The organism is Oceanobacillus limi, from assembly GCF_900111445.1.
Lineage (GTDB): Bacteria > Bacillota > Bacilli > Bacillales > Amphibacillaceae > Ornithinibacillus > Ornithinibacillus limi.
In genome coordinates this window covers 1-18,581 of record NZ_FOHE01000017.1, presented here as the reverse complement: position 1 = coordinate 18,581, position 18,581 = coordinate 1, and the positions used below count along the sequence as shown (strand labels likewise).

General features: G+C 35.8%; 16 protein-coding genes, 5 tRNA genes and 1 other annotated feature (1 of these 22 running past the window's edge). Of the genes, 19 read left to right on the top strand and 2 right to left on the bottom strand.

Annotated features, from left to right (window positions below; all coding sequences use genetic code 11):
• Nucleotides 1-57, top strand: a binding site (T-box leader); it begins 116 nt to the left of the window's first position.
• Between the two features lie 60 nt (nucleotides 58-117).
• From glyQ to BMX40_RS15265, 11 genes are all read left to right on the top strand, one after another.
• A complete protein-coding gene (gene glyQ / locus BMX40_RS15315) occupies nucleotides 118-999 on the top strand; it encodes a glycine--tRNA ligase subunit alpha (RefSeq protein WP_090871504.1) in 882 nt (293 codons plus the stop codon).
• Nucleotides 996-3,080, top strand: coding sequence for a glycine--tRNA ligase subunit beta (gene glyS, locus BMX40_RS15310; RefSeq protein WP_090871502.1), 2,085 nt, complete (start codon nucleotides 996-998; stop codon nucleotides 3,078-3,080). The genes glyQ and glyS overlap by 4 nt, the downstream gene beginning before the upstream one ends.
• Before the next feature lie 128 nt (nucleotides 3,081-3,208).
• The gene (ccpN, locus tag BMX40_RS15305) at nucleotides 3,209-3,838 is read left to right on the top strand and encodes a transcriptional regulator CcpN (RefSeq protein WP_090871500.1); all 630 of its coding nucleotides are present in this window, start codon (nucleotides 3,209-3,211) and stop codon (nucleotides 3,836-3,838) included.
• Nucleotides 3,839-3,886: 48 nt separating this feature from the next.
• Entirely contained in the window at nucleotides 3,887-4,690 is an 804-nt protein-coding gene (locus tag BMX40_RS15300; RefSeq protein ID WP_090871498.1) for a pyruvate, water dikinase regulatory protein, read from the top strand.
• 611 nt (nucleotides 4,691-5,301) lie between these two features.
• Nucleotides 5,302-7,110, top strand: coding sequence for a DNA primase (dnaG, locus tag BMX40_RS15295; protein WP_090871496.1), 1,809 nt, complete (start codon nucleotides 5,302-5,304; stop codon nucleotides 7,108-7,110).
• 38 nt (nucleotides 7,111-7,148) lie between these two features.
• Nucleotides 7,149-8,270 carry an RNA polymerase sigma factor RpoD gene (gene rpoD / locus BMX40_RS15290; RefSeq protein ID WP_090871494.1) on the top strand — a complete coding sequence of 374 codons (1,122 nt, stop codon included), beginning with the start codon at nucleotides 7,149-7,151 and terminating at the stop codon, nucleotides 8,268-8,270.
• Nucleotides 8,271-8,660: 390 nt separating this feature from the next.
• Nucleotides 8,661-9,026, top strand: a complete 366-nt coding sequence (cccA, locus tag BMX40_RS15285; RefSeq protein ID WP_090871492.1) for a cytochrome c550 — start codon at nucleotides 8,661-8,663, stop codon at nucleotides 9,024-9,026.
• A 348-nt stretch (nucleotides 9,027-9,374) separates the two neighbouring features.
• The gene (locus BMX40_RS15280; RefSeq protein ID WP_090871489.1) at nucleotides 9,375-10,082 is read left to right on the top strand and encodes a tRNA (adenine(22)-N(1))-methyltransferase; all 708 of its coding nucleotides are present in this window, start codon (nucleotides 9,375-9,377) and stop codon (nucleotides 10,080-10,082) included.
• The gene (locus BMX40_RS15275) at nucleotides 10,075-11,190 is read left to right on the top strand and encodes a Nif3-like dinuclear metal center hexameric protein (protein WP_090871487.1); all 1,116 of its coding nucleotides are present in this window, start codon (nucleotides 10,075-10,077) and stop codon (nucleotides 11,188-11,190) included. Before BMX40_RS15280 ends, BMX40_RS15275 begins: the two co-directional genes overlap by 8 nt.
• 75 nt (nucleotides 11,191-11,265) lie before the next feature.
• Nucleotides 11,266-12,576, top strand: a complete 1,311-nt coding sequence (locus BMX40_RS15270) for a DEAD/DEAH box helicase (RefSeq protein WP_090871485.1) — start codon at nucleotides 11,266-11,268, stop codon at nucleotides 12,574-12,576.
• A 27-nt stretch (nucleotides 12,577-12,603) separates the two neighbouring features.
• Nucleotides 12,604-13,497 (top strand): deoxyribonuclease IV, encoded by an 894-nt coding sequence (locus tag BMX40_RS15265; RefSeq protein WP_090871482.1) that lies wholly within the window; start codon nucleotides 12,604-12,606, stop codon nucleotides 13,495-13,497.
• Between the two features lie 87 nt (nucleotides 13,498-13,584).
• On the opposite strand, the gene BMX40_RS15260 is transcribed toward BMX40_RS15265, so the two are convergent.
• Nucleotides 13,585-13,869 carry a DUF2624 domain-containing protein gene (locus tag BMX40_RS15260; protein ID WP_090871480.1) on the bottom strand — a complete coding sequence of 95 codons (285 nt, stop codon included), beginning with the start codon at nucleotides 13,867-13,869 and terminating at the stop codon, nucleotides 13,585-13,587.
• Between the two features lie 172 nt (nucleotides 13,870-14,041).
• Here BMX40_RS15260 and BMX40_RS15255 point away from each other — a divergent pair, with 172 nt between their 5' ends.
• Complete coding sequence (locus BMX40_RS15255; protein ID WP_090871478.1) at nucleotides 14,042-14,449, top strand: hypothetical protein; 408 nt, start codon at nucleotides 14,042-14,044, stop codon at nucleotides 14,447-14,449.
• Nucleotides 14,450-14,501: 52 nt separating this feature from the next.
• On the opposite strand, the gene BMX40_RS15250 is transcribed toward BMX40_RS15255, so the two are convergent.
• Nucleotides 14,502-14,831 carry a hypothetical protein gene (locus BMX40_RS15250; RefSeq protein WP_090871476.1) on the bottom strand — a complete coding sequence of 110 codons (330 nt, stop codon included), beginning with the start codon at nucleotides 14,829-14,831 and terminating at the stop codon, nucleotides 14,502-14,504.
• A 74-nt stretch (nucleotides 14,832-14,905) separates the two neighbouring features.
• Between BMX40_RS15250 and BMX40_RS15245 the strand changes: the two genes are divergently transcribed.
• The 7 genes from BMX40_RS15245 (at nucleotide 14,906) to BMX40_RS15215 (ending at nucleotide 18,440) form a co-directional block, all read left to right on the top strand.
• Nucleotides 14,906-15,541, top strand: coding sequence for an NfeD family protein (locus BMX40_RS15245; protein WP_090871474.1), 636 nt, complete (start codon nucleotides 14,906-14,908; stop codon nucleotides 15,539-15,541).
• Nucleotides 15,542-15,796: 255 nt separating this feature from the next.
• Complete coding sequence (locus BMX40_RS15240; protein ID WP_090871472.1) at nucleotides 15,797-17,425, top strand: Na/Pi cotransporter family protein; 1,629 nt, start codon at nucleotides 15,797-15,799, stop codon at nucleotides 17,423-17,425.
• Nucleotides 17,426-17,997: 572 nt separating this feature from the next.
• A tRNA-Asn gene (locus BMX40_RS15235) sits at nucleotides 17,998-18,072 on the top strand.
• Nucleotides 18,073-18,075: 3 nt separating this feature from the next.
• Nucleotides 18,076-18,152: transfer RNA gene (locus BMX40_RS15230), tRNA-Met, on the top strand.
• A 19-nt stretch (nucleotides 18,153-18,171) separates the two neighbouring features.
• A tRNA-His gene (locus tag BMX40_RS15225) sits at nucleotides 18,172-18,244 on the top strand.
• Nucleotides 18,245-18,260: 16 nt separating this feature from the next.
• A tRNA-Ile gene (locus tag BMX40_RS15220) sits at nucleotides 18,261-18,337 on the top strand.
• 10 nt (nucleotides 18,338-18,347) lie between these two features.
• A tRNA-Ser gene (locus BMX40_RS15215) sits at nucleotides 18,348-18,440 on the top strand.
• The last annotated feature ends 141 nt before the right edge of the window (nucleotides 18,441-18,581 follow it).

Here is an 18,581-nt window from a genome sequence, read left to right as displayed (position 1 = left end):
GGCTCTAATATAATGGAGCAAATAGGGTGGAACCGCGGATTACAGTCCGTCCCTATGTCTTATGGGCATAGGGACGGATTTTTTTATATTTCAAAAAATTACGGAGGATCGTAGCCAATGAATATTCAAGAAATGATTTTAACACTGCAGAAATACTGGTCTAATCAAAATTGCATCTTGATGCAAGCATATGATGTCGAAAAAGGAGCAGGTACTATGTCACCAATGACTTTATTACGTAGTTTAGGACCTGAACCGTGGAATGTTGCGTATGTGGAGCCTTCTAGACGACCAGCAGATGGTAGGTACGGTAAAAACCCAAATCGTTTGTATCAGCATCATCAATTCCAAGTCATTATGAAGCCTTCCCCAGATAATATCCAGGAATTGTATTTGGAATCTTTAAAGGCATTGGGCATTGATCCCTTGCAGCACGATATTCGTTTTGTAGAAGATAATTGGGAGAACCCTACTTTAGGAGCAGCTGGTTTAGGCTGGGAAGTATGGTTAGATGGAATGGAAATTACCCAATTCACCTATTTTCAACAAATCGGAGGATTGGAAGCAAATCCAGTTACGGTTGAATTGACCTATGGTATTGAAAGATTAGCATCTTATATTCAAGATAAAGAGAATGTGTTTGATTTAGAGTGGAATCATGGTGTTACGGTAAAAGATATATTTTTACAACCGGAATACGAGCATTCGAAGTATACATTTGAAGAATCCAATACCGAGATGCTGTTCCAGTTATTTTCAATGTATGAAGAGGAGGCAAAAGTTACCATGGAAAAAGGACTCGTTTTTCCAGCATATGATTATGTCTTAAAGTGCTCTCATACATTTAATTTATTAGATGCACGTGGTGTTATATCTGTAACCGAAAGAACCGGATATATTTCTAGAATTCGAAGCTTAGCTAGAAGCATTGCAAAAGCCTATGTTGCAGAAAGAGAACGATTAGGATTTCCGATGCTTAAGGAGGAAGAAGCAGAATGACAAAAAATGTATTATTTGAAATTGGATTAGAGGAATTACCAGCACGTTTTATTGATGATGCTGAAAAACAACTTATAACAAAAACAAAAAAGTGGTTAGAAGATTTACGTATTTCATTTGATTCGATTACCAGCTATTCAACTCCAAGGAGACTTGCAGTAATAGTAGAAAATATGGCACAAGAGCAAACAACCGTTGAAGAAGAAGCAAAAGGACCTTCCATTAAAATTGCCAAAGATGATAATGGGGAGTGGACCAAAGCTGCAATTGGTTTTACAAAAGGTCAAGGGAAAACAACAGATGATATTTTTACAAAAGAAATAAAAGGAACCGAATATATATTTGTGAAAAAACGTATCGAAGGACAACCATCTAAAGATTTAATGCCTTCCTTTAAAGATATTGTAGAGTCGATCCAATTCGGTAAAAACATGCGTTGGGGACAGCAGTCACTTCGTTATGCTCGCCCAATTCGATGGCTTATAGCCCTTTTTGGAGAAGAGGTTATTCCCTTTGCAGTAGCAGGTGTTCAAACTGGAAACCAAACATTTGGACATCGCTTTTTAGGGGAAAAGATTACAATAACGGATCCCTTGTTGTATAAGCAAACACTAGAGGATAATTTCGTTGTTGTTGACGCATTAGAAAGAGAAGAATTGATAAAGAATCAAATTCAGGATCTAGAACGTGAAAATGAGTATGTAGTTCCTGTGGATCAAGATTTACTTGAAGAGGTACGTAATTTAGTGGAGTATCCTACAGTGTTTTTAGGATCCTTTGAGAAAAACTTTCTAGCCCTTCCTTCTGAGGTTTTAATAACTTCTATGAAGGAACACCAACGATATTTCCCTGTCAAGTCAGCGAGTGGAGAATTATTACCGTATTTTGTTGGTGTTCGTAATGGTGATAATAAAGCTATTAATACGGTTGCTAGAGGGAATGAGAAGGTGCTTCGTGCAAGGTTATCAGATGCACAATTCTTTTACGAAGAAGACCAAAAGCAATCCATTGCTTTTTACAACCAGAAGTTAGAAAATGTTGTGTTCCAAGAGAAGTTGGGAACAATTCATGATAAAGTAAATCGATCTGTTCAGTTAGCAAAAGAAATTGCTGAGATACTCCATGTCGATTCGGTTACGCAAGAAAATGCAGTACGAGCTGCTCAAATTAGTAAATTTGACCTTATGACGAATATGGTCAATGAATTTACAGAATTACAAGGAATCATTGGAGAAAAGTATGCCCTTAACTTTGGTGAAAATAAAGAAGTCGCACAAGCAATCAGAGAACAGTACCTACCAAATAGTGCAAATGGAGAATTGCCTAATTCCGTAGTGGGGGCAATAGTGAGTATTGCAGACAAACTTGATACAATTGTTGGTTGCATTTTTGTAGGTTTAAGGCCGACTGGTTCTCAAGATCCTTATGGATTACGAAGACAAGCGATAGGTATTTTACGAACTTTAATTGAAATGAAATGGAATATAACAGTAAAGCAGTTGATAGACATAGCAATTAATCTATATCAAAACCGTGATATTGAGCAAGAAGGCGATCAAAATATTCAAACAGAAGTTACGGAATTTATGAAACAACGGGCTGTATATGTGCTGCGTGAAATGAATATCGAAGCAGATATTATAGATGCAGTTTTCCAACAGCATATCGGTGAATTATCGTATTCTATTGAAAAAGCCAAAATACTTTCAAATAAACGGAATGAAGAAGCTTTTAAACCGGTTCAAGAAGCTTTAGTGCGAGTGTTAAACCTTGCTGAGAAAGCTGACAAAATAAAAGTAAATCCAGAGTTGTTTGAGACAACATCTGAAACCAAATTATATGAAATATATCAAGAAGTGCATAAAGGTTTCACAGAGGTAAATGACAAGAAAAATGCGAATGAAGCGTTAAATCAACTTCGTAAATTAACAGAACCCATTCATACTTTTTTTGATCACAATATGGTTATGGCTGACAATGAGGATGTTCGCAGCAACCGGCTTGCCTTGTTAAAAAACATCGCAGAACTAGTGGCAAATTATGCTGATTTATCAGCAATAGAATGGAAACAACAATTTTAATAGTAGAAAGAATATTGCTCCCTAAGGAGGGCGTATGTGCAAATTATGACAAACATAATTTTCTTTCCACTATATATGAGATATAATATTCCTTAAGTAGTATGTCATATTAGCTAGGTGGTGAAATAGTGGAATTATCTAATAGACAAGAAAAGATAATTAATATTGTAAAGGAAAATGGCCCCATTACTGGCGAAAATATTGCAGAAAAACTAAATCTAACGAGGGCAACTTTACGACCGGATTTAGCGATATTAACAATGGCTGGCTTTTTAGATGCTAGACCAAGAGTTGGTTATTTCTATACGGGAAAAACTGGATCGGAATTATTAACTGAAAAAATCAAGAGTTTTAAGGTTCAGGATTATCAATCTATTCCTATTGTTGTTAATGAAGCAGTCTCTGTATATGATGCAATTTCGACAATGTTTTTAGAAGATGTTGGAACATTATTTGTTGTAGATGATCATGCTTGTTTAACCGGGATTCTTTCCCGCAAGGACCTATTGCGAGCGAGTATAGGAACACAAGATTTAAATGCTGTTCCTGTCCATATTATAATGACTAGAATGCCCAATATTACGGTATGTCGAAAAGACGATTTGTTAATTGATGTAGCTAATCAATTAATTGGAAAACAGATAGACGGAATACCTGTAATTAAGGATACAGATAAGGGGTTAGAAGTAGTCGGAAGAATTACAAAAACCACAATTACAAAAGCGTTTGTTGAGCTAATTACAGAAGATCAATTGTAACAGGGACGGTTAAATCGTGCATTTTTGGGAAGAGAGGAGTTAATAGAAATGGGCTTAAAAACAGTAGTTTTTGTTTTATCTGATTCAGTTGGTGAAACTGCCGAGCTGGTTATGAAAGCAGGGTTAAGCCAATTTAATTGTGGAGAATACAAAATACAACGAATTCCATATGTGGAAGATAAGCATACAATTGACGAATCCTTGCAATTAGCAATGGATGAAGAAGCAATTCTTGGCTTTACGTTTGTAGATCCTGAATTGAGGGCGTACTTAAATCGTGAAGCTGACCGCTTAGGTATTGAAGCGATTGATATTATGGGACCAATGCTTTCTTCCATGGAGAAGTTTTTTCAGAAAAGTCCTAGATTAGAGCCTGGTTTGGTACATAAACTTGATGAAGATTACTTTAAGAAAGTAGAAGCAATCGAGTTCGCTGTAAAATACGATGACGGCCGTGATCCAAGAGGTATTTCTAGAGCTGATATAATATTGATTGGGGTGTCTAGAACATCTAAGACCCCATTATCCCAGTATTTGGCAATGAAGCGATTAAAAGTTGCCAACGTTCCGATCGTACCTGAGGTTGATCCACCTGAAGAATTATTTGAAGTGAATCCTGAAAAATGTATTGGATTGAGTATTCGCCCAGAAAAGCTAAATGATATTCGAAAAGAACGATTAAAAGCATTAGGGCTTGGTGATCAAGCGACTTATGCAAATATTAAACGAATTCATCAGGAGTTGGACTATTTTAATGGTGTTGTGGAGCGGATTGGTTGTCCAGTTGTTGATGTATCTAACAAAGCAGTGGAGGAAACAGCAAACAGCATTATACGTTTAACCCAGAAATAATTATAAAAATGGGGAACAGGTTATCTCTTATAATTATTAAACCGCATGAATTAGTTCATGCGGTTTAATAATTTGGCTGATAAAATTAATGAATCCACTTTAGTAAAGCATCCATCATAATAGGATATATACTTTACCTCTTAACCATACCTATCATTATTATGGACCAGATCGAGAAGAAATTTAAATTTTTCTCAAAAAAATTAAGGATAGTTATAGTAATTTCACTAATAATGTATTATAATTATTATTTGTGTAAAAATAGTAAACATATACATTTAAATAAACCTTTGTATATTTGGATTTTCTGAATAATAAAACATTCGAAATTAAGAAGGATTCTTATATCCTTATGTAGAATTATAGTAATTAGAATAAACCAGCTGGTACTTTCTTATACTTGTAAAACCAGTTTGGTTTAAATTGCATCACAGAATATGTCCAAATAATCCTTCTAAGAAACTACATTTAACTAGAAGGAACTTTTTTTCGACATTATGAAAAAAATGTCGAAATTTGAAGGGTTTTTTTAGTTGATAGAGAACTATATTATACGAGTGGTTCAAAAGGGATAATCTTTTGGATACATATGTAAAAGTATGGTGATGGATATGTCTAATCAAATTCCAGAAGACGTAATAGAAGACATTCGTAAATCGAATGATATAGTCGATGTAATTGGAGAGTACGTACAACTTAAAAAGCAGGGAAGAAATTATTTTGGCCTCTGTCCATTCCATGGGGAAAAAACACCATCTTTTTCAGTAACGCAGGAAAAACAAATTTTTCACTGCTTTGGCTGTGGAAAAGGAGGAAATGTAGTTTCTTTTATCATGGAAATAGAAAGCTTTTCCTTCTTTGAAGCAATAAAACATCTAGCTGACAGAAGTGGTGTCTCTCTTCCAGAAACTGCTGTACAAAGAGATAGTACTCTTTCACAAGAGAGCCAAAGTATGCTTTCGGCGTATGATTGGCTAACGAAACTTTACCATCATCTGTTACGTTACACGAAGGATGGAAAGGATGGATACCGTTATTTCCGAGACAGAGGAATTACAGATGAAACAATTGATACATTCCAACTTGGTTTTGCACCGAATATAAAGGATTTTACAGCAACCTTTTTGGAAAAAAAGGGGTTTCATCAGCAACTATTAATAAAATCCGGTATTCTAACGTTAAAAGATGATGATTCGGTATCCGATCGATTTAGGGGTAGGGTCATTTACCCAATTCGAAATCACTTGGGAAAGACCGTAGCGTTTGGTGGGCGAACTATTACAGACCAAGGTCCCAAGTACTTAAATAGTTCAGAAAGTGAACTATTTCATAAAGGAAGGATTTTGTATAATTTTGACTTAGCAAAAAAACATATTCGTAAGACAAACGAAGTAATATTATTTGAAGGGCAAATGGATGTAATTTCTTCCTATCAAGCAGGAATTAATAATGTAGTAGCTACAATGGGAACAGCACTTACAGAAAGCCAAGCTAAATTATTACGTCGTTATGTCGATAAGGTTATAATTTGCTATGATGCGGATCATGCTGGTATTGAAGCAACCTACAAGGCAGCAACGTTATTACAATCTGTTGGATGTCAAGTGAAAATAGCAAGAATGAATAATGGTATGGATCCAGATGAATTTATACGTGAAAATGGGGCTGATTCATTTCGCACAGAGGTAATTGAAACGAGTGATACGTTCCTGACTTTCTACATGAATTATCTCAAAAAAGACTATAACTTAAGTCTAGAAGGGGATCGAATTCAGTATATTGAAATGGTGATTAAGGAACTAGCTAAAATTGATAGCCCGATTGAAAGAGAATATTATGTAAAAGAATTGAGTAATGAATATGGTTTAATGATGGATACATTGTTAGAACAAGTTCATACTTATCGGGAAAAATCAAGTAGTCCTAAGGATAAGAGTACAAAAGAAAGATATACTAAAAAAGTACAAAATCAGTACCAAAAAAGAAAATTACTTCCAGCCTATCACAATGCCGAACGAAAGTTGCTTGCATATATGTTGCAAGATCGGACAATTACTGATAAGGTGCAGGAGGAATTAGGCGCTTCTTTTAATATAGATGAACATAAAATAATTGCGACGCATCTCTATGCATATTATGAGGAAGGTCTGCCTGTAGATGTTAGTTTATTTGTTGAAAGGTTAACAGATGAAAAGTTAAAACATTTAGTAATTGAACTTGCAATGCTTCCTGTATATGAGGAGATAAGCGATGCTGAAATAAATGATTATATTCGAATAATTCGTTCTCAATCGAGCGAAGTTGCTAGTATTAAACAGTTAAAAGATGAACAACGTTTAGCAGAGCAACAACAAGACCCTATTAAAGCAGCCCAAATTGCGATGCAGATCATCGAACTAAAAAAGCAAGTAAAAAACTAATTCAAAAGATTTAAGTAGTATAAGAAGGAGGGGGACTCATGGCTGAAAATAAACCTTCACAAACAAAAGAAAATGAGCCAGAGTTAACACTTGAACAAGCCAAAGAGCAACTATTAGAGATTGGTAAAAAACGCGGTGTTCTTGCCTACGAAGAAATTGCTGATCGACTTTCCAATTTTGTAATTGAACCAGATCAAATGGATGAATTTTATGAGTTTTTAGGAGAACAAGGCGTAGAAATTATTGGAGATTCAGAAGAAGATCCTAATATGAAAGAAATAGCGAAGGAAGAAGAATTCGATTTAAACGACCTAAGTGTACCACTTGGTATCAAAATAAACGATCCAGTGAGGATGTATTTAAAAGAAATTGGAAGAGTAGACTTACTCTCTGCTGAAGAAGAGATTGACTTAGCCACTCGCATTGAACAAGGTGAGGAAGAAGCTAAAAGACGATTGGCAGAAGCGAACTTACGATTAGTTGTAAGTATTGCGAAAAGATATGTAGGTCGAGGTATGCTTTTCCTAGATTTGATTCAAGAAGGAAACATGGGTTTAATTAAAGCAGTTGAAAAATTTGATTACCGTAAAGGATTTAAATTTAGTACCTATGCTACTTGGTGGATTCGCCAAGCGATTACACGTGCAATTGCTGACCAAGCTCGTACAATTCGTATCCCAGTGCATATGGTGGAGACAATCAATAAGTTAATTCGTGTACAAAGACAGCTTCTACAAGATTTAGGACGCGAACCAACTCCAGAAGAAATTGGAGAAGAAATGGAACTTTCACCTGATAAAGTTCGCGACATTCTAAAAATAGCTCAAGAACCAGTATCTTTAGAAACGCCAATCGGTGAAGAAGATGATTCCCATTTAGGAGATTTCATTGAAGATCACGAAGCGGTTTCTCCTTCCGATCACGCGGCTTATGAATTGTTGAAAGAGCAGTTAGAAGATGTTTTAGATACACTAACTGATCGTGAAGAAAATGTATTACGTTTACGATTTGGATTAGATGATGGGCGCACTAGAACTTTAGAAGAAGTAGGAAAGGTATTTGGTGTTACTCGAGAAAGAATACGTCAAATTGAAGCCAAAGCATTACGTAAGTTAAGACATCCTAGTCGTAGTAAGCGTCTAAAAGACTTTATGGATTAAAGATTAGTCATTGGTCATGTTTCAAACTTGAACAATGACTTTTCTAAGGCTTTTTTAAATAAGATAGTCATTCCCTGATTCTTCTACACACGGAAGAAATACTTTGTATAAACTGAAATACCAGCAACGTATTTCTTCTAGTGATGTTGATACCGTTTTCATATCTTGTATTATATTTTAAACAATTTAATCTGTTTTTGCAACTAAGTATTTTGATTGTTTTTGCCGATTAAATTGTTTGTGAGAGATTAAATTATCCGTGAAGCCTCTTTTTTTATTGTTTTAAAATCTTTCACATCTTTTTCCTTTAAAGTAATTGCATTTTCGAGTAAAATAAATATAGCTTTGTACCATAATATAGATAATGGGGATACATAAGGAGGAAATACAATGAGAAAAAACCCAGTCATTCCATATGCAATAATTGCTGTTGTAGGGATACTTACTGTAATTGTTTTATCTTTTATTGGTGTAAGTCAACGAGAGGATATTGCAAATGAAGATGGAGATCATCAAACAGAAGAAGGGGAAGCAAGCGCTGAACCTGATGTGATTTATGAAAATAACTGTGCAATGTGCCATGGTGGCGACCTTTCTGGTGGTATGGGGCCAGATTTAACACAAGTCGGTGCTGATTTATCTGAGGATGAAATTAATGATATTATTTTAAATGGTCGTGGCGACATGCCAGCACAGAGTCACCTTTCTGAAGGGGAAGTTTCATCGTTAGTTGAGTGGCTTAGTGAGCATCAATAAATTGAATGAAGTTAACTGGAAGCTTTCTGCGATAAACAGAAAGCTTTTCTATTAGTCAGAAAAGAGCCTCCTTTATTATGAAGAAATGCTTTTCATAAAATGGAGGGTTAGTTTGATCGGACATTATGTATCCCAAATATACTGGGTTGACTAAAATGTGATTTTCTGTTGTGTTTTCGGCACTAGCACGTCCCATGCGTCCGAGGAATTTCACTTCAAACCTATGAAGTAAAACTAAGGATGGTAAGTGTGGGTTCAACTGAAAGTCAAGTGTCCGAATGGTTTACCTAATATTAGAGGGGATGAAGAAAATCCTACTGGTTAAAGATTCACTTATTGGAGGTAGTTATGACGAGTACAATCAAGCTATCAGAAAGATTAAAGTTAGTAGCATCTTATCTTCCTAAAGGTGCTAATTTTGCAGACATTGGTTCAGACCATGCTTATCTTCCGTGTTATGTTTGTTCCAAGGATCCTACAGCTATGGCCATCGCAGGTGAAGTAAACGAAGGTCCCTACCTTAGTGCTAAAAAGACGGTGACACTCTACCAGTTCGATGAAGTAATTGACGTACGTTTAGGGGATGGTTTAGCTGTAATCAACCCTGGTGAAGTGGGACAAGTAGTAATTTCCGGTATGGGAGGAACACTTATTCGACAAATTTTAGATGATGGAAAAGAAAAATTAGTTCATACAGATAGAATAATAACACAACCAAATGTAGATGAAAAAAGTGTTCGTGAATGGTTTGTAAAACACGGCTATATCATTAACCACGAGGAAATAATAGAAGAGAATGGTCATATTTATGAAGTGATCATTGCCGACAAGAATAAGGATGGGATTACGTATCACCTAACAATGGAAGAGTTATTATTTGGTCCATTGTTACGAAAGAAAAAACCAAAGGAATTCGTTGAAAAATGGAGCCTAGAAAGAGATAAAAGGATACACGTTTTACAACAATTGAAGCGAGCTAAAGAACAGCAAGCTGAGAAAGTAGAGTATTTTGAAAAGGAATTAAAGATGATTGAGGAGGTATTAACAAATGGATAAGCCGTACACCAACTCATCTATTTTTACGATAATGGAGCAATGGGCTCCCCTGCATTTAGCTTATGATTGGGATAACGTTGGGCTGCAGATTGGTTCCCATAATAAACCTATACAAAAAATCATGGTAACTTTAGATGTAATGGAATCAGTTGTTGATGAGGCGATAGAGAATAATGTAGATCTTATTATTGCACACCATCCATTATTGTTTAAATCTTTGAAGAGCCTGAACACAGATAGTTCAAGAGGGCGTATTATCGCGAAATTATTGGAGCATGGTATTACGGTTTATGCATCACATACAAACCTTGACGCTGCGGTTGGTGGTGTAAATGACATGCTAGGCGATGCATTACAATTAGAATCATCAGAAGTACTGGTGGAAACACACAAGGAATCCCTTTATAAAATTGCAATATATGTTCCTCATTCCCATAAAGGCGAGGTACACGATGCGTTAAGTGCTAATGGAGCAGGGCATATCGGGGATTATAGCCACTGTTCGTTCCAGACGGATGGGATTGGAACATTTAAGCCATTAGAAGGTGCAAATCCATATATAGGAACCAAGGATGAAATGGAAAAAGTGGATGAAGTGAAAATAGAAACAATTGTTCCTAAGAATAAACTCTCTGTTGTTTTAAATGCTGTGATAAAAAGTCATCCATATGAAGAGCCTGCTTATGATGTTTACCCCTTACAGAATGAGGGAACACAATTTGGAATTGGTCGAATAGGAGATTTGCATACCCCGATGAGGCTAGAGGATTTCTGTGAAAATGTGAAGTCTTCGTTTGGAATTTCTAATCTCCGGGTTACTGGTGACCTTTCTAAGAAGGTTAAAAGAGTTGCAATATTAGGTGGTAGCGGTGAAAAATATATACAAGCTGCCAAACGTAAAGGCGCTGATGTTTATGTAACTGGAGATATGACATTTCATATAGCACAGGAAGCGTGGCAGATGGGACTTACCGTAATTGATGCGGGTCATTATATTGAAACGATTATGAAGGATGGGACAAAAGATTATCTAGAAAAACATCTTAATAAAGAAAGTATAGAAGTGATTGTTTCGAAAGCAAATACAGATCCTTTTCAATTTGTTTAGGGAGTTAAGATATGTACATTATAGTAAATGACATTTTCATCTTCCACAGAAAGAATCATTAAAAGGAGTATTCTTATGAAAAATAGTTTTGAGGCGTTTTCATTTGAGCCAGTTATGATGGAAGTTATTCATCAGCTCGGTTTTAAAAAGCCAACAGAAATACAACAAAAGGTCATTCCTTCTATTACAGAAGGAAAAAGTGTTATTGGCCAATCTCAAACTGGATCTGGTAAGACACACGCGTATTTATTACCGTTAATGAATCAAATTGATGAAAATAAAAGAGAAGTTCAGTTTGTAATCACTGCTCCTACAAGAGAGTTAGCGATGCAAATATTTGACGAAGTGAAGAAAATAATTAAATTTGCGGATATGGATCAAAAATGGATTGCGAAGCTATTAGTTGGTGGAACAGATAAGCAAAAAATGATCGATAAATTAAAAGAACCACCACAAATTATAGTAGGAACCCCAGGTCGAATCTTAGACATCGTAAAAGAGGAAGCTTTATCGCTTTACTCTGCAAAGTCGTTTGTAATAGATGAAGCTGATTTAATGCTTGATCTCGGTTTTATCAATGAAGTGGATCAATTACTAGTTCGTAGTAAAACAGACATTCAATTACTCGTCTATTCTGCGACGATCCCGCAAAGGTTAGAGCACTTTTTAAAGAAATATTTAGAAAATCCGCTTCATGTAAAAATTGATGACAAGCTTTCACCTGAAACGATGGAGCATCGATTGATTGCATTGAGACATCGGAGTGAATCCGATATAATTCTAGATATTTCTAAAACCATTCATCCTTACTTGGCAATTATTTTCACAAACGGGAAAGAACATGCAAATGAATTGGCAAAAGCATTGCTACAAAAGGGGTTAGATGTTGGTTTAATTCATGGTGGACTTCCACCGAGGGAAAGAAAGCGTGTATTAAAAGATATACAAAATCTTCGCTATCAATATATCGTTGCCACTGATCTAGCAGCGAGGGGGATTGATATTAAGGGAGTTAGTCACGTTATAAATGCTCAATTACCGAAAGAAGAGGAATTCTATATTCATCGTGTAGGCAGAACAGCTAGGGCTGGATTAGAGGGGACAGCAATAAGTATTTACCAAGAGAGTGATTTAAAGCTGATTCAAAAACTTGAAAATAAAGGGTTGCAATTTGTGTTCGCTGATATAAAAAATGGGCAATGGCAGGATGCGAAGTCGTGGAATGAACGTACGCTAAGGACAAAAACGACAACGGATGCTGAAAAAGAGGCTTGGAAGCAGGTGCGCAAACCTAAAAAAGTTAAGCCAGGCTATAAGAAAAAAATGAAGAAGCAACAAGAGTCGATCAAACGACAAATATCAAAACGAAATAAATATAAAAAGTAAGATAGGCTATTGGGAGAGGTGTAGAAATTGTTGAAAATAGGTTCACATGTATCAATGAGTGGTAAAAAAATGCTGTTGGGTTCCAGTGAAGAGGCTGCATCATACGGATCAAATACGTTTATGATATACACAGGAGCACCGCAGAATACAAGAAGAAAAGCAATTGAAGAATTGAATATTGAAAATGGAATAAAGCACATGAAGGAAAACGGAATCTCCGATATAGTGGTTCATGCACCATATATCATTAATATTGGTAACACGTCAAAACCGGAGACTTTCGAATTGGGTGTAAACTTTTTGCGAAGTGAAATTGATCGCACAGAAGCTTTAGGCGCGAAGCAAATTGTGTTACACCCAGGAGCTCATGTTGGTGCTGGTGCGGAAAAAGGTATACAGCGAATAATTGAAGGGTTAAATGAAGTTTTAGAAAAAGGAAAAGACGTTCAGATAGCGTTAGAAACGATGGCTGGTAAAGGCTCTGAGATCGGACGAACTTTTGATGAATTAGCAGCAATTATTGAAGGTGTCACCCATAATGAACAATTATCTATTTGTTTAGACACTTGTCATGTCCACGATGCAGGCTATGACATTGTAAATGATTTTGATGGTGTATTAAATGAATTTGATAAAATAATTGGATTAGACCGATTGAAAGTAATTCATGTTAATGATAGTAAAAATGAACGAGCTGCACATAAAGATAGACATGAAAATATTGGTTTTGGTCACATCGGTTTTGAAGCATTACATTACATTATCCATCACCCTCAATTAGAGCAATTGCCTAAGATTTTAGAAACACCATACGTTGGAGAGGATAAGAAGAACAAAAAACCACCATATAAATTTGAAATTGAAATGATTAGGGATGGAAAATTTGTTTCAGACTTGAAAGAAAAAATTATGAATCAATAAGGAAAAGGAATCTTACTTATTATAAGTAAGATTCCTTTTACGTCGGTTAAGAAATAATAAGACGCTTGCGCTTTTTTTCTTGTTTTATTAGTGAAATAATGATTCTAAACCATAAGCTTTGATCATTTCCTTAAAAAGTCTATTTGCTTTTTTGGCTGTCTCTTTATCCGTTATACGTGCTAATTCTTGGAGCATTTTTTTATGGTCCTGTTTATCAAATGGGTCGATTTTGTTCTTTTTTAAATAGTCACTAATGTTGGTAGCTTCTTGTTTCGTAATGGAGAAACCATATTCTCTCCCGTATTTGTAAATATCTTCAGTAGTTAATTGTTTCATCTTATTTATTACTATCGCTTTAATCCATTGAGACATAGTACTACTCCTTTAAAATTACTGTTGTATCACTATATGCAGCACTGATACATTTATCAACTTGTCCATGCTAATCGTTGGAATAATCCGCATTCCCAAAAAGTAGCATTATAATTTAACTAGAAAACCATAAACTATAGATGCACCTCAACTTATGAAGGAGGTCTTAATGATGGATGAATTCAATAATCGAAGAGACAATGTTGAAGATGCTCCAAATCATGGAGGCCCATTAGAAGATGGTCCGGTTGCTCCAGGGAACTTTGAAAAACCAGAGCGAATTTCAACTTTTGGAGATCGAGACGAAGAGACAGCAGCTGAAATAACTGCTGACGACTATACTGGTGATCGAGTGACTATTAATGATGAAGACGGTGCAGATGCGAACACTGCTTTTGGATGGATCGCAATTGCTTTATCTGTTATTTCTTTCTTCTGGTTACCAGTTGTCATGGGTGCTGCGGGTGTAATTGTCGGTTTCATGGCAAGAGCTAGAAATGCTGATACGTTAGGTAATATTGCCATCATTGCCGGTGCAATCTCTATTGTATTCGCGTTATTTATAGGGCCATTTGTTTAACTATACGAGGCTGACTACGGTCAGTCTCTTTTTTTAATCAAAAAGTCGTCTCTCATGTAGCGTTGTTATACAATGGAAAGTAATAAAACGTACCAGATTTTATTTTATAAGGGTTAATATTGGGGTTCAATTCCTTAAAATCCACTAAGATTTTTTCTACATCGATTGTATTACTATTAAATTCATTTAGTTGTTCAACTATGGATAGTACAGTATCTCCAGAAGATATTTTAATTTTTACTGCTTGATAATCATTAGTATCTAATTCATCAGAATTCGATATCTGTGTATTTTCTTTTTGTAAATCGATACCAATCGTAAGGTCTTTATAAATACTAATAAAAAATAGTATAATGAACACATAGAGCAATGTCTTTTTCATTGGTAAAACTCCTTTAATGAAACTATAAGGCATTTTGATTCGTATAATGAACTAAGGTGAAGGAGGGGAAACATATGGAGATTTTTTCATATGACTGGATAGGTTTGGTGATTACTGGGTTCGCTACTTTATTCTTAATTGGTGAAATCCTTGTAAATATGCGTGGTGTGTTTGCTTTATTAGGGATAGGATTTATAACAGTTTATTTTTCTGTATACTTAGAAACAAGCTCTCTTATAGTTATGCTTATTATTTATTTTGTTGGATTATTACTAATTGTTATCGATGGTAAACTCTTAAATGATGGGACATTGGCTACAATCGGAGTGGCTAGTATGCTAACAGCTGTTGCATTACCTGCCCCAACATTTAGCGCTGGGTTATATGCAGTTCTTGGGGTGTTGATTGGTGTCGGAGCGTCCTTCTTCTTTTTAAAGGTTTTTAAACGACGAGAAATGTGGACCAAAATAGCATTAAAGGATCAATTAACGAAGGAGGCTGGATATAGCTCGATGAACATCGAATATGAAAAGTTAATTGATCGAGAAGGAATTACATTAAATGATCTAAGACCAGTCGGCACGATTCGTGTTGATAAAAAGGATTATAGTGCTGTCTCAAATGGTCAATGGATTCCTAAGGATAGTAATGTGCGCATTGTAGAAGTAGACGGAACGAAAATACTAGTGGAAAAAATTAATAATCAATAAACAGTAATCCCTCTTACTTGTTATCACTATAGGTAAGGGGATTTTTTACTGGTGGATTCAGGTCTAATGATTATTCTGGTGTACGAATAAATAAATAAGGGTAGAAAATAATAGGGGTACATAGAGCGTCATTAATTTCTTTTGTAAATTTAATGTAAAGTTTGTCGATATTTGCTTTACAAATTAAATAAGTTCAACAATAATGAGTAAGGCATGATTAATAATAACAACAAGTACGAAGGGACGGAGTAACCATTGGATATCGATTTACAAACACTCCTGTTTGAATTTATCGGGGGCTTGGGGATATTTTTACTAGGTATTAAGTATATGGGAGAAGGATTACAAAAGTCCGCTGGCGATCGTTTACGTGACATACTAGACAGATTTACTAGCAATCCCTTCCTAGGCGTATTAGCAGGTATTATCGTTACAATTCTAATTCAAAGTAGTTCTGGTACAACAGTACTAACTATAGGATTAGTTAATGCTGGTTTTATGACACTTAGACAAGCAATTGGTGTAATTATGGGAGCGAATGTTGGTACTACAGTAACCGCGTTTGTGATTGGGTTAGACATAGGGGAATATGCCCTCCCTATAATTGCAGTTGGATGTTTCCTGTTATTCTTCTTTAAAAACTCAAAAGTTAACAACGTTGGACAAACTATCTTTGGCTTTGGTGCTTTATTCTTTGGTCTCGAATTAATGAGTGGTGGACTTAAACCGTTACGTACATTAGATGTATTCCAAGAATTAACTGTAGAAATGAGTCAGCAGCCAATTCTTGGTGTTGTCATAGGAACAGTGTTTACCGTAATTGTTCAGAGCTCAAGTGCAACAATCGGTATACTTCAATCATTGTTCTCTGAGGGGGCAATTGAACTTAAAGCTGCTCTACCGGTATTGTTCGGTGATAATATTGGAACTACAATTACAGCCGTATTAGCTGCAATCGGTGCTAGTGTCGCAGCAAAAAGAGCGGCATTAACACATGTTATATTTAATTTAATTGGTACAACTATTGTATTAGTTTTGCTACATCCATTTACGATCTATGTCGAAATGTTACAAGGACAATTTAATTTAAATGAAGAAATGACAATAGCATTTGCCCATGGTAGTTTTAATGTTGTAAATACATTAATTCAGTTACCTTTCGTTGCAGCTCTTGCCTGGTTAGTTACCAAAATTGTACCTGGTAAAGATGTAATTGTTGAATACAAACCGCAGCATTTAGATCCAATTTTTATTCAGCAATCTTCTACGTTAGCATTAGATCAAGCAAAGGCTGAAGTTGTACGCATGGGTGAGTATGCTTATAAAGGTTTAGAAGAAACAAACCTATATCTTACGAATAACCATCAAAAGCATTCTGAGATGGCGATCCAAATAGAAGGTGCATTAAATAATTTGGATCGTAAAATTACGGATTATTTAATTGAATTATCTGGTGAATCGATGTCCGAATTAGAAAGTGCAAAACATACTGCATTAATGGACTCCGTTCGTGATATAGAGCGAATTGGTGACCATTTCGAGAATATAATTGAGTTGATCGATTATAAGATATCAAATAAGGTTCAATTAACAGACCAAGCTGTTGAGGACTTAAATAATATGTTTGATTTAACGATCTTAACCGTTAAACAAGCTGTTAAAGCTTTGGACACCTCCAATCGTGAGGAAGCACTTGCAGTAGTGCAAAAAGAGGATGAAATTGACAAAATGGAACGTGCATTCCGTAAGAAACATATCATTCGTATGAATGAAGGTTTGTGCAGTGGTTCTGCTGGAATAGTCTTCGTTGATATTATTAGTAATTTAGAACGAATTGGAGACCATGCAGTTAATATTGCGGAAGCGGTATTAGGAGATAATTAGAGCTTCTAAAAATTAAGTCATTTAGATATTCATGATGTATTTTAGAAATCCGGATGTTAATAATTCTAATTCTTCTATTAGAATTTTAATTGATAGTTCGGATTTCTCTTTTGTATATTTTCAATAAAGGGATGTTAGTGGATATAAGAGTAGGGCTATTAGTTGTATATATGTGGATAGAGATAGGCCTTCATAAAGTGGAGAGAGCGTATCTATTTTGGAAAGATAATCTAGCCCATTTCATTTTAATTTATTCTCAATAATTAATTTCTATTGATATCTTTTTATAAAGATGGTATATTTAGTTTTGTTGTTTTATTGTGCAAAAGTCATTACATAATTTATAAAAACACATTGACATATCATTTTATATATGATAAATTATATTTCGTTGCTAATAAAATATAAACTATTCCACAGTAGCTCAGTGGTAGAGATGAGCAAAACGTCTACCGAATAAGCTACGAATAACCCCGAAGCACTATGCATCATTGAGTAAACTAGCAGATGTAGGGGTCCAGCATCACTGATTAAGCTATAAAAATAAGGTCAGTGTTCGTTTACTATAATATTCCACAGTAGCTCAGTGGTAGAGCTATCGGCTGTTAACCGATCGGTCGTAGGTTCGAATCCTACCTGTGGAGCCATGTGGCGGCGTAGCTCAGCTGGCGAGAGCGTACGGTTCATACCCGTGAGGTCGTGGGTTCGATCCCCTCCGCCGCTACCATAATTTAATAATTCCTATGGCGGTCGTGGCGAAGTGGTTAACGCACCGGATTGTGGCTCCGGCATTCGTGGGTTCGATCCCCACCGGTCGCCCTTTAACTTAAAAGAAGGACCCTTAGCTCAGTTGGTCAGAGCTATCGGCTCATAACCGATCGGTCGCAGGTTCGAGTCCTGCAGGGTCCACCATATATAACTCGGAGGTATACCCAAGTCTGGCTGAAGGGATCGGTCTTGAAAACCGACAGGGGTGTCAAAGCCCGCGGGGGTTCGAATCCCTCTACCTCCTCCATACATATTATAAATTGTAATAAACTATACGCCACTTTTTAAACATGGTTAGACATAATGAGAACAATAAGGCTCGGTAGCTCAGTCGGTAGAGCAACAAGCAAAACTTCCACCGAATAAGCTGCGAGTAACCCCGAAGCAC

What these genes read in the sequence shown, in the direction of transcription:
- glyQ (WP_090871504.1), top strand. Translation starts at nt 118, where the DNA reads ATGAATATTCAAGAAATGATTTTAACACTGCAGAAATACTGGTCTAAT.
- glyS (WP_090871502.1), top strand. Translation starts at nt 996, where the DNA reads ATGACAAAAAATGTATTATTTGAAATTGGATTAGAGGAATTACCAGCA.
- BMX40_RS15300 (WP_090871498.1), top strand. Translation starts at nt 3,887, where the DNA reads ATGGGCTTAAAAACAGTAGTTTTTGTTTTATCTGATTCAGTTGGTGAA.
- dnaG (WP_090871496.1), top strand. Translation starts at nt 5,302, where the DNA reads ATGTCTAATCAAATTCCAGAAGACGTAATAGAAGACATTCGTAAATCG.
- rpoD (WP_090871494.1), top strand. Translation starts at nt 7,149, where the DNA reads ATGGCTGAAAATAAACCTTCACAAACAAAAGAAAATGAGCCAGAGTTA.
- cccA (WP_090871492.1), top strand. Translation starts at nt 8,661, where the DNA reads ATGAGAAAAAACCCAGTCATTCCATATGCAATAATTGCTGTTGTAGGG.
- BMX40_RS15280 (WP_090871489.1), top strand. Translation starts at nt 9,375, where the DNA reads ATGACGAGTACAATCAAGCTATCAGAAAGATTAAAGTTAGTAGCATCT.
- BMX40_RS15275 (WP_090871487.1), top strand. Translation starts at nt 10,075, where the DNA reads ATGGATAAGCCGTACACCAACTCATCTATTTTTACGATAATGGAGCAA.
- BMX40_RS15270 (WP_090871485.1), top strand. Translation starts at nt 11,266, where the DNA reads ATGAAAAATAGTTTTGAGGCGTTTTCATTTGAGCCAGTTATGATGGAA.
- BMX40_RS15260 (WP_090871480.1), bottom strand. Translation starts at nt 13,869, where the DNA reads ATGTCTCAATGGATTAAAGCGATAGTAATAAATAAGATGAAACAATTA.
- BMX40_RS15255 (WP_090871478.1), top strand. Translation starts at nt 14,042, where the DNA reads ATGGATGAATTCAATAATCGAAGAGACAATGTTGAAGATGCTCCAAAT.
- BMX40_RS15250 (WP_090871476.1), bottom strand. Translation starts at nt 14,831, where the DNA reads ATGAAAAAGACATTGCTCTATGTGTTCATTATACTATTTTTTATTAGT.
- BMX40_RS15245 (WP_090871474.1), top strand. Translation starts at nt 14,906, where the DNA reads ATGGAGATTTTTTCATATGACTGGATAGGTTTGGTGATTACTGGGTTC.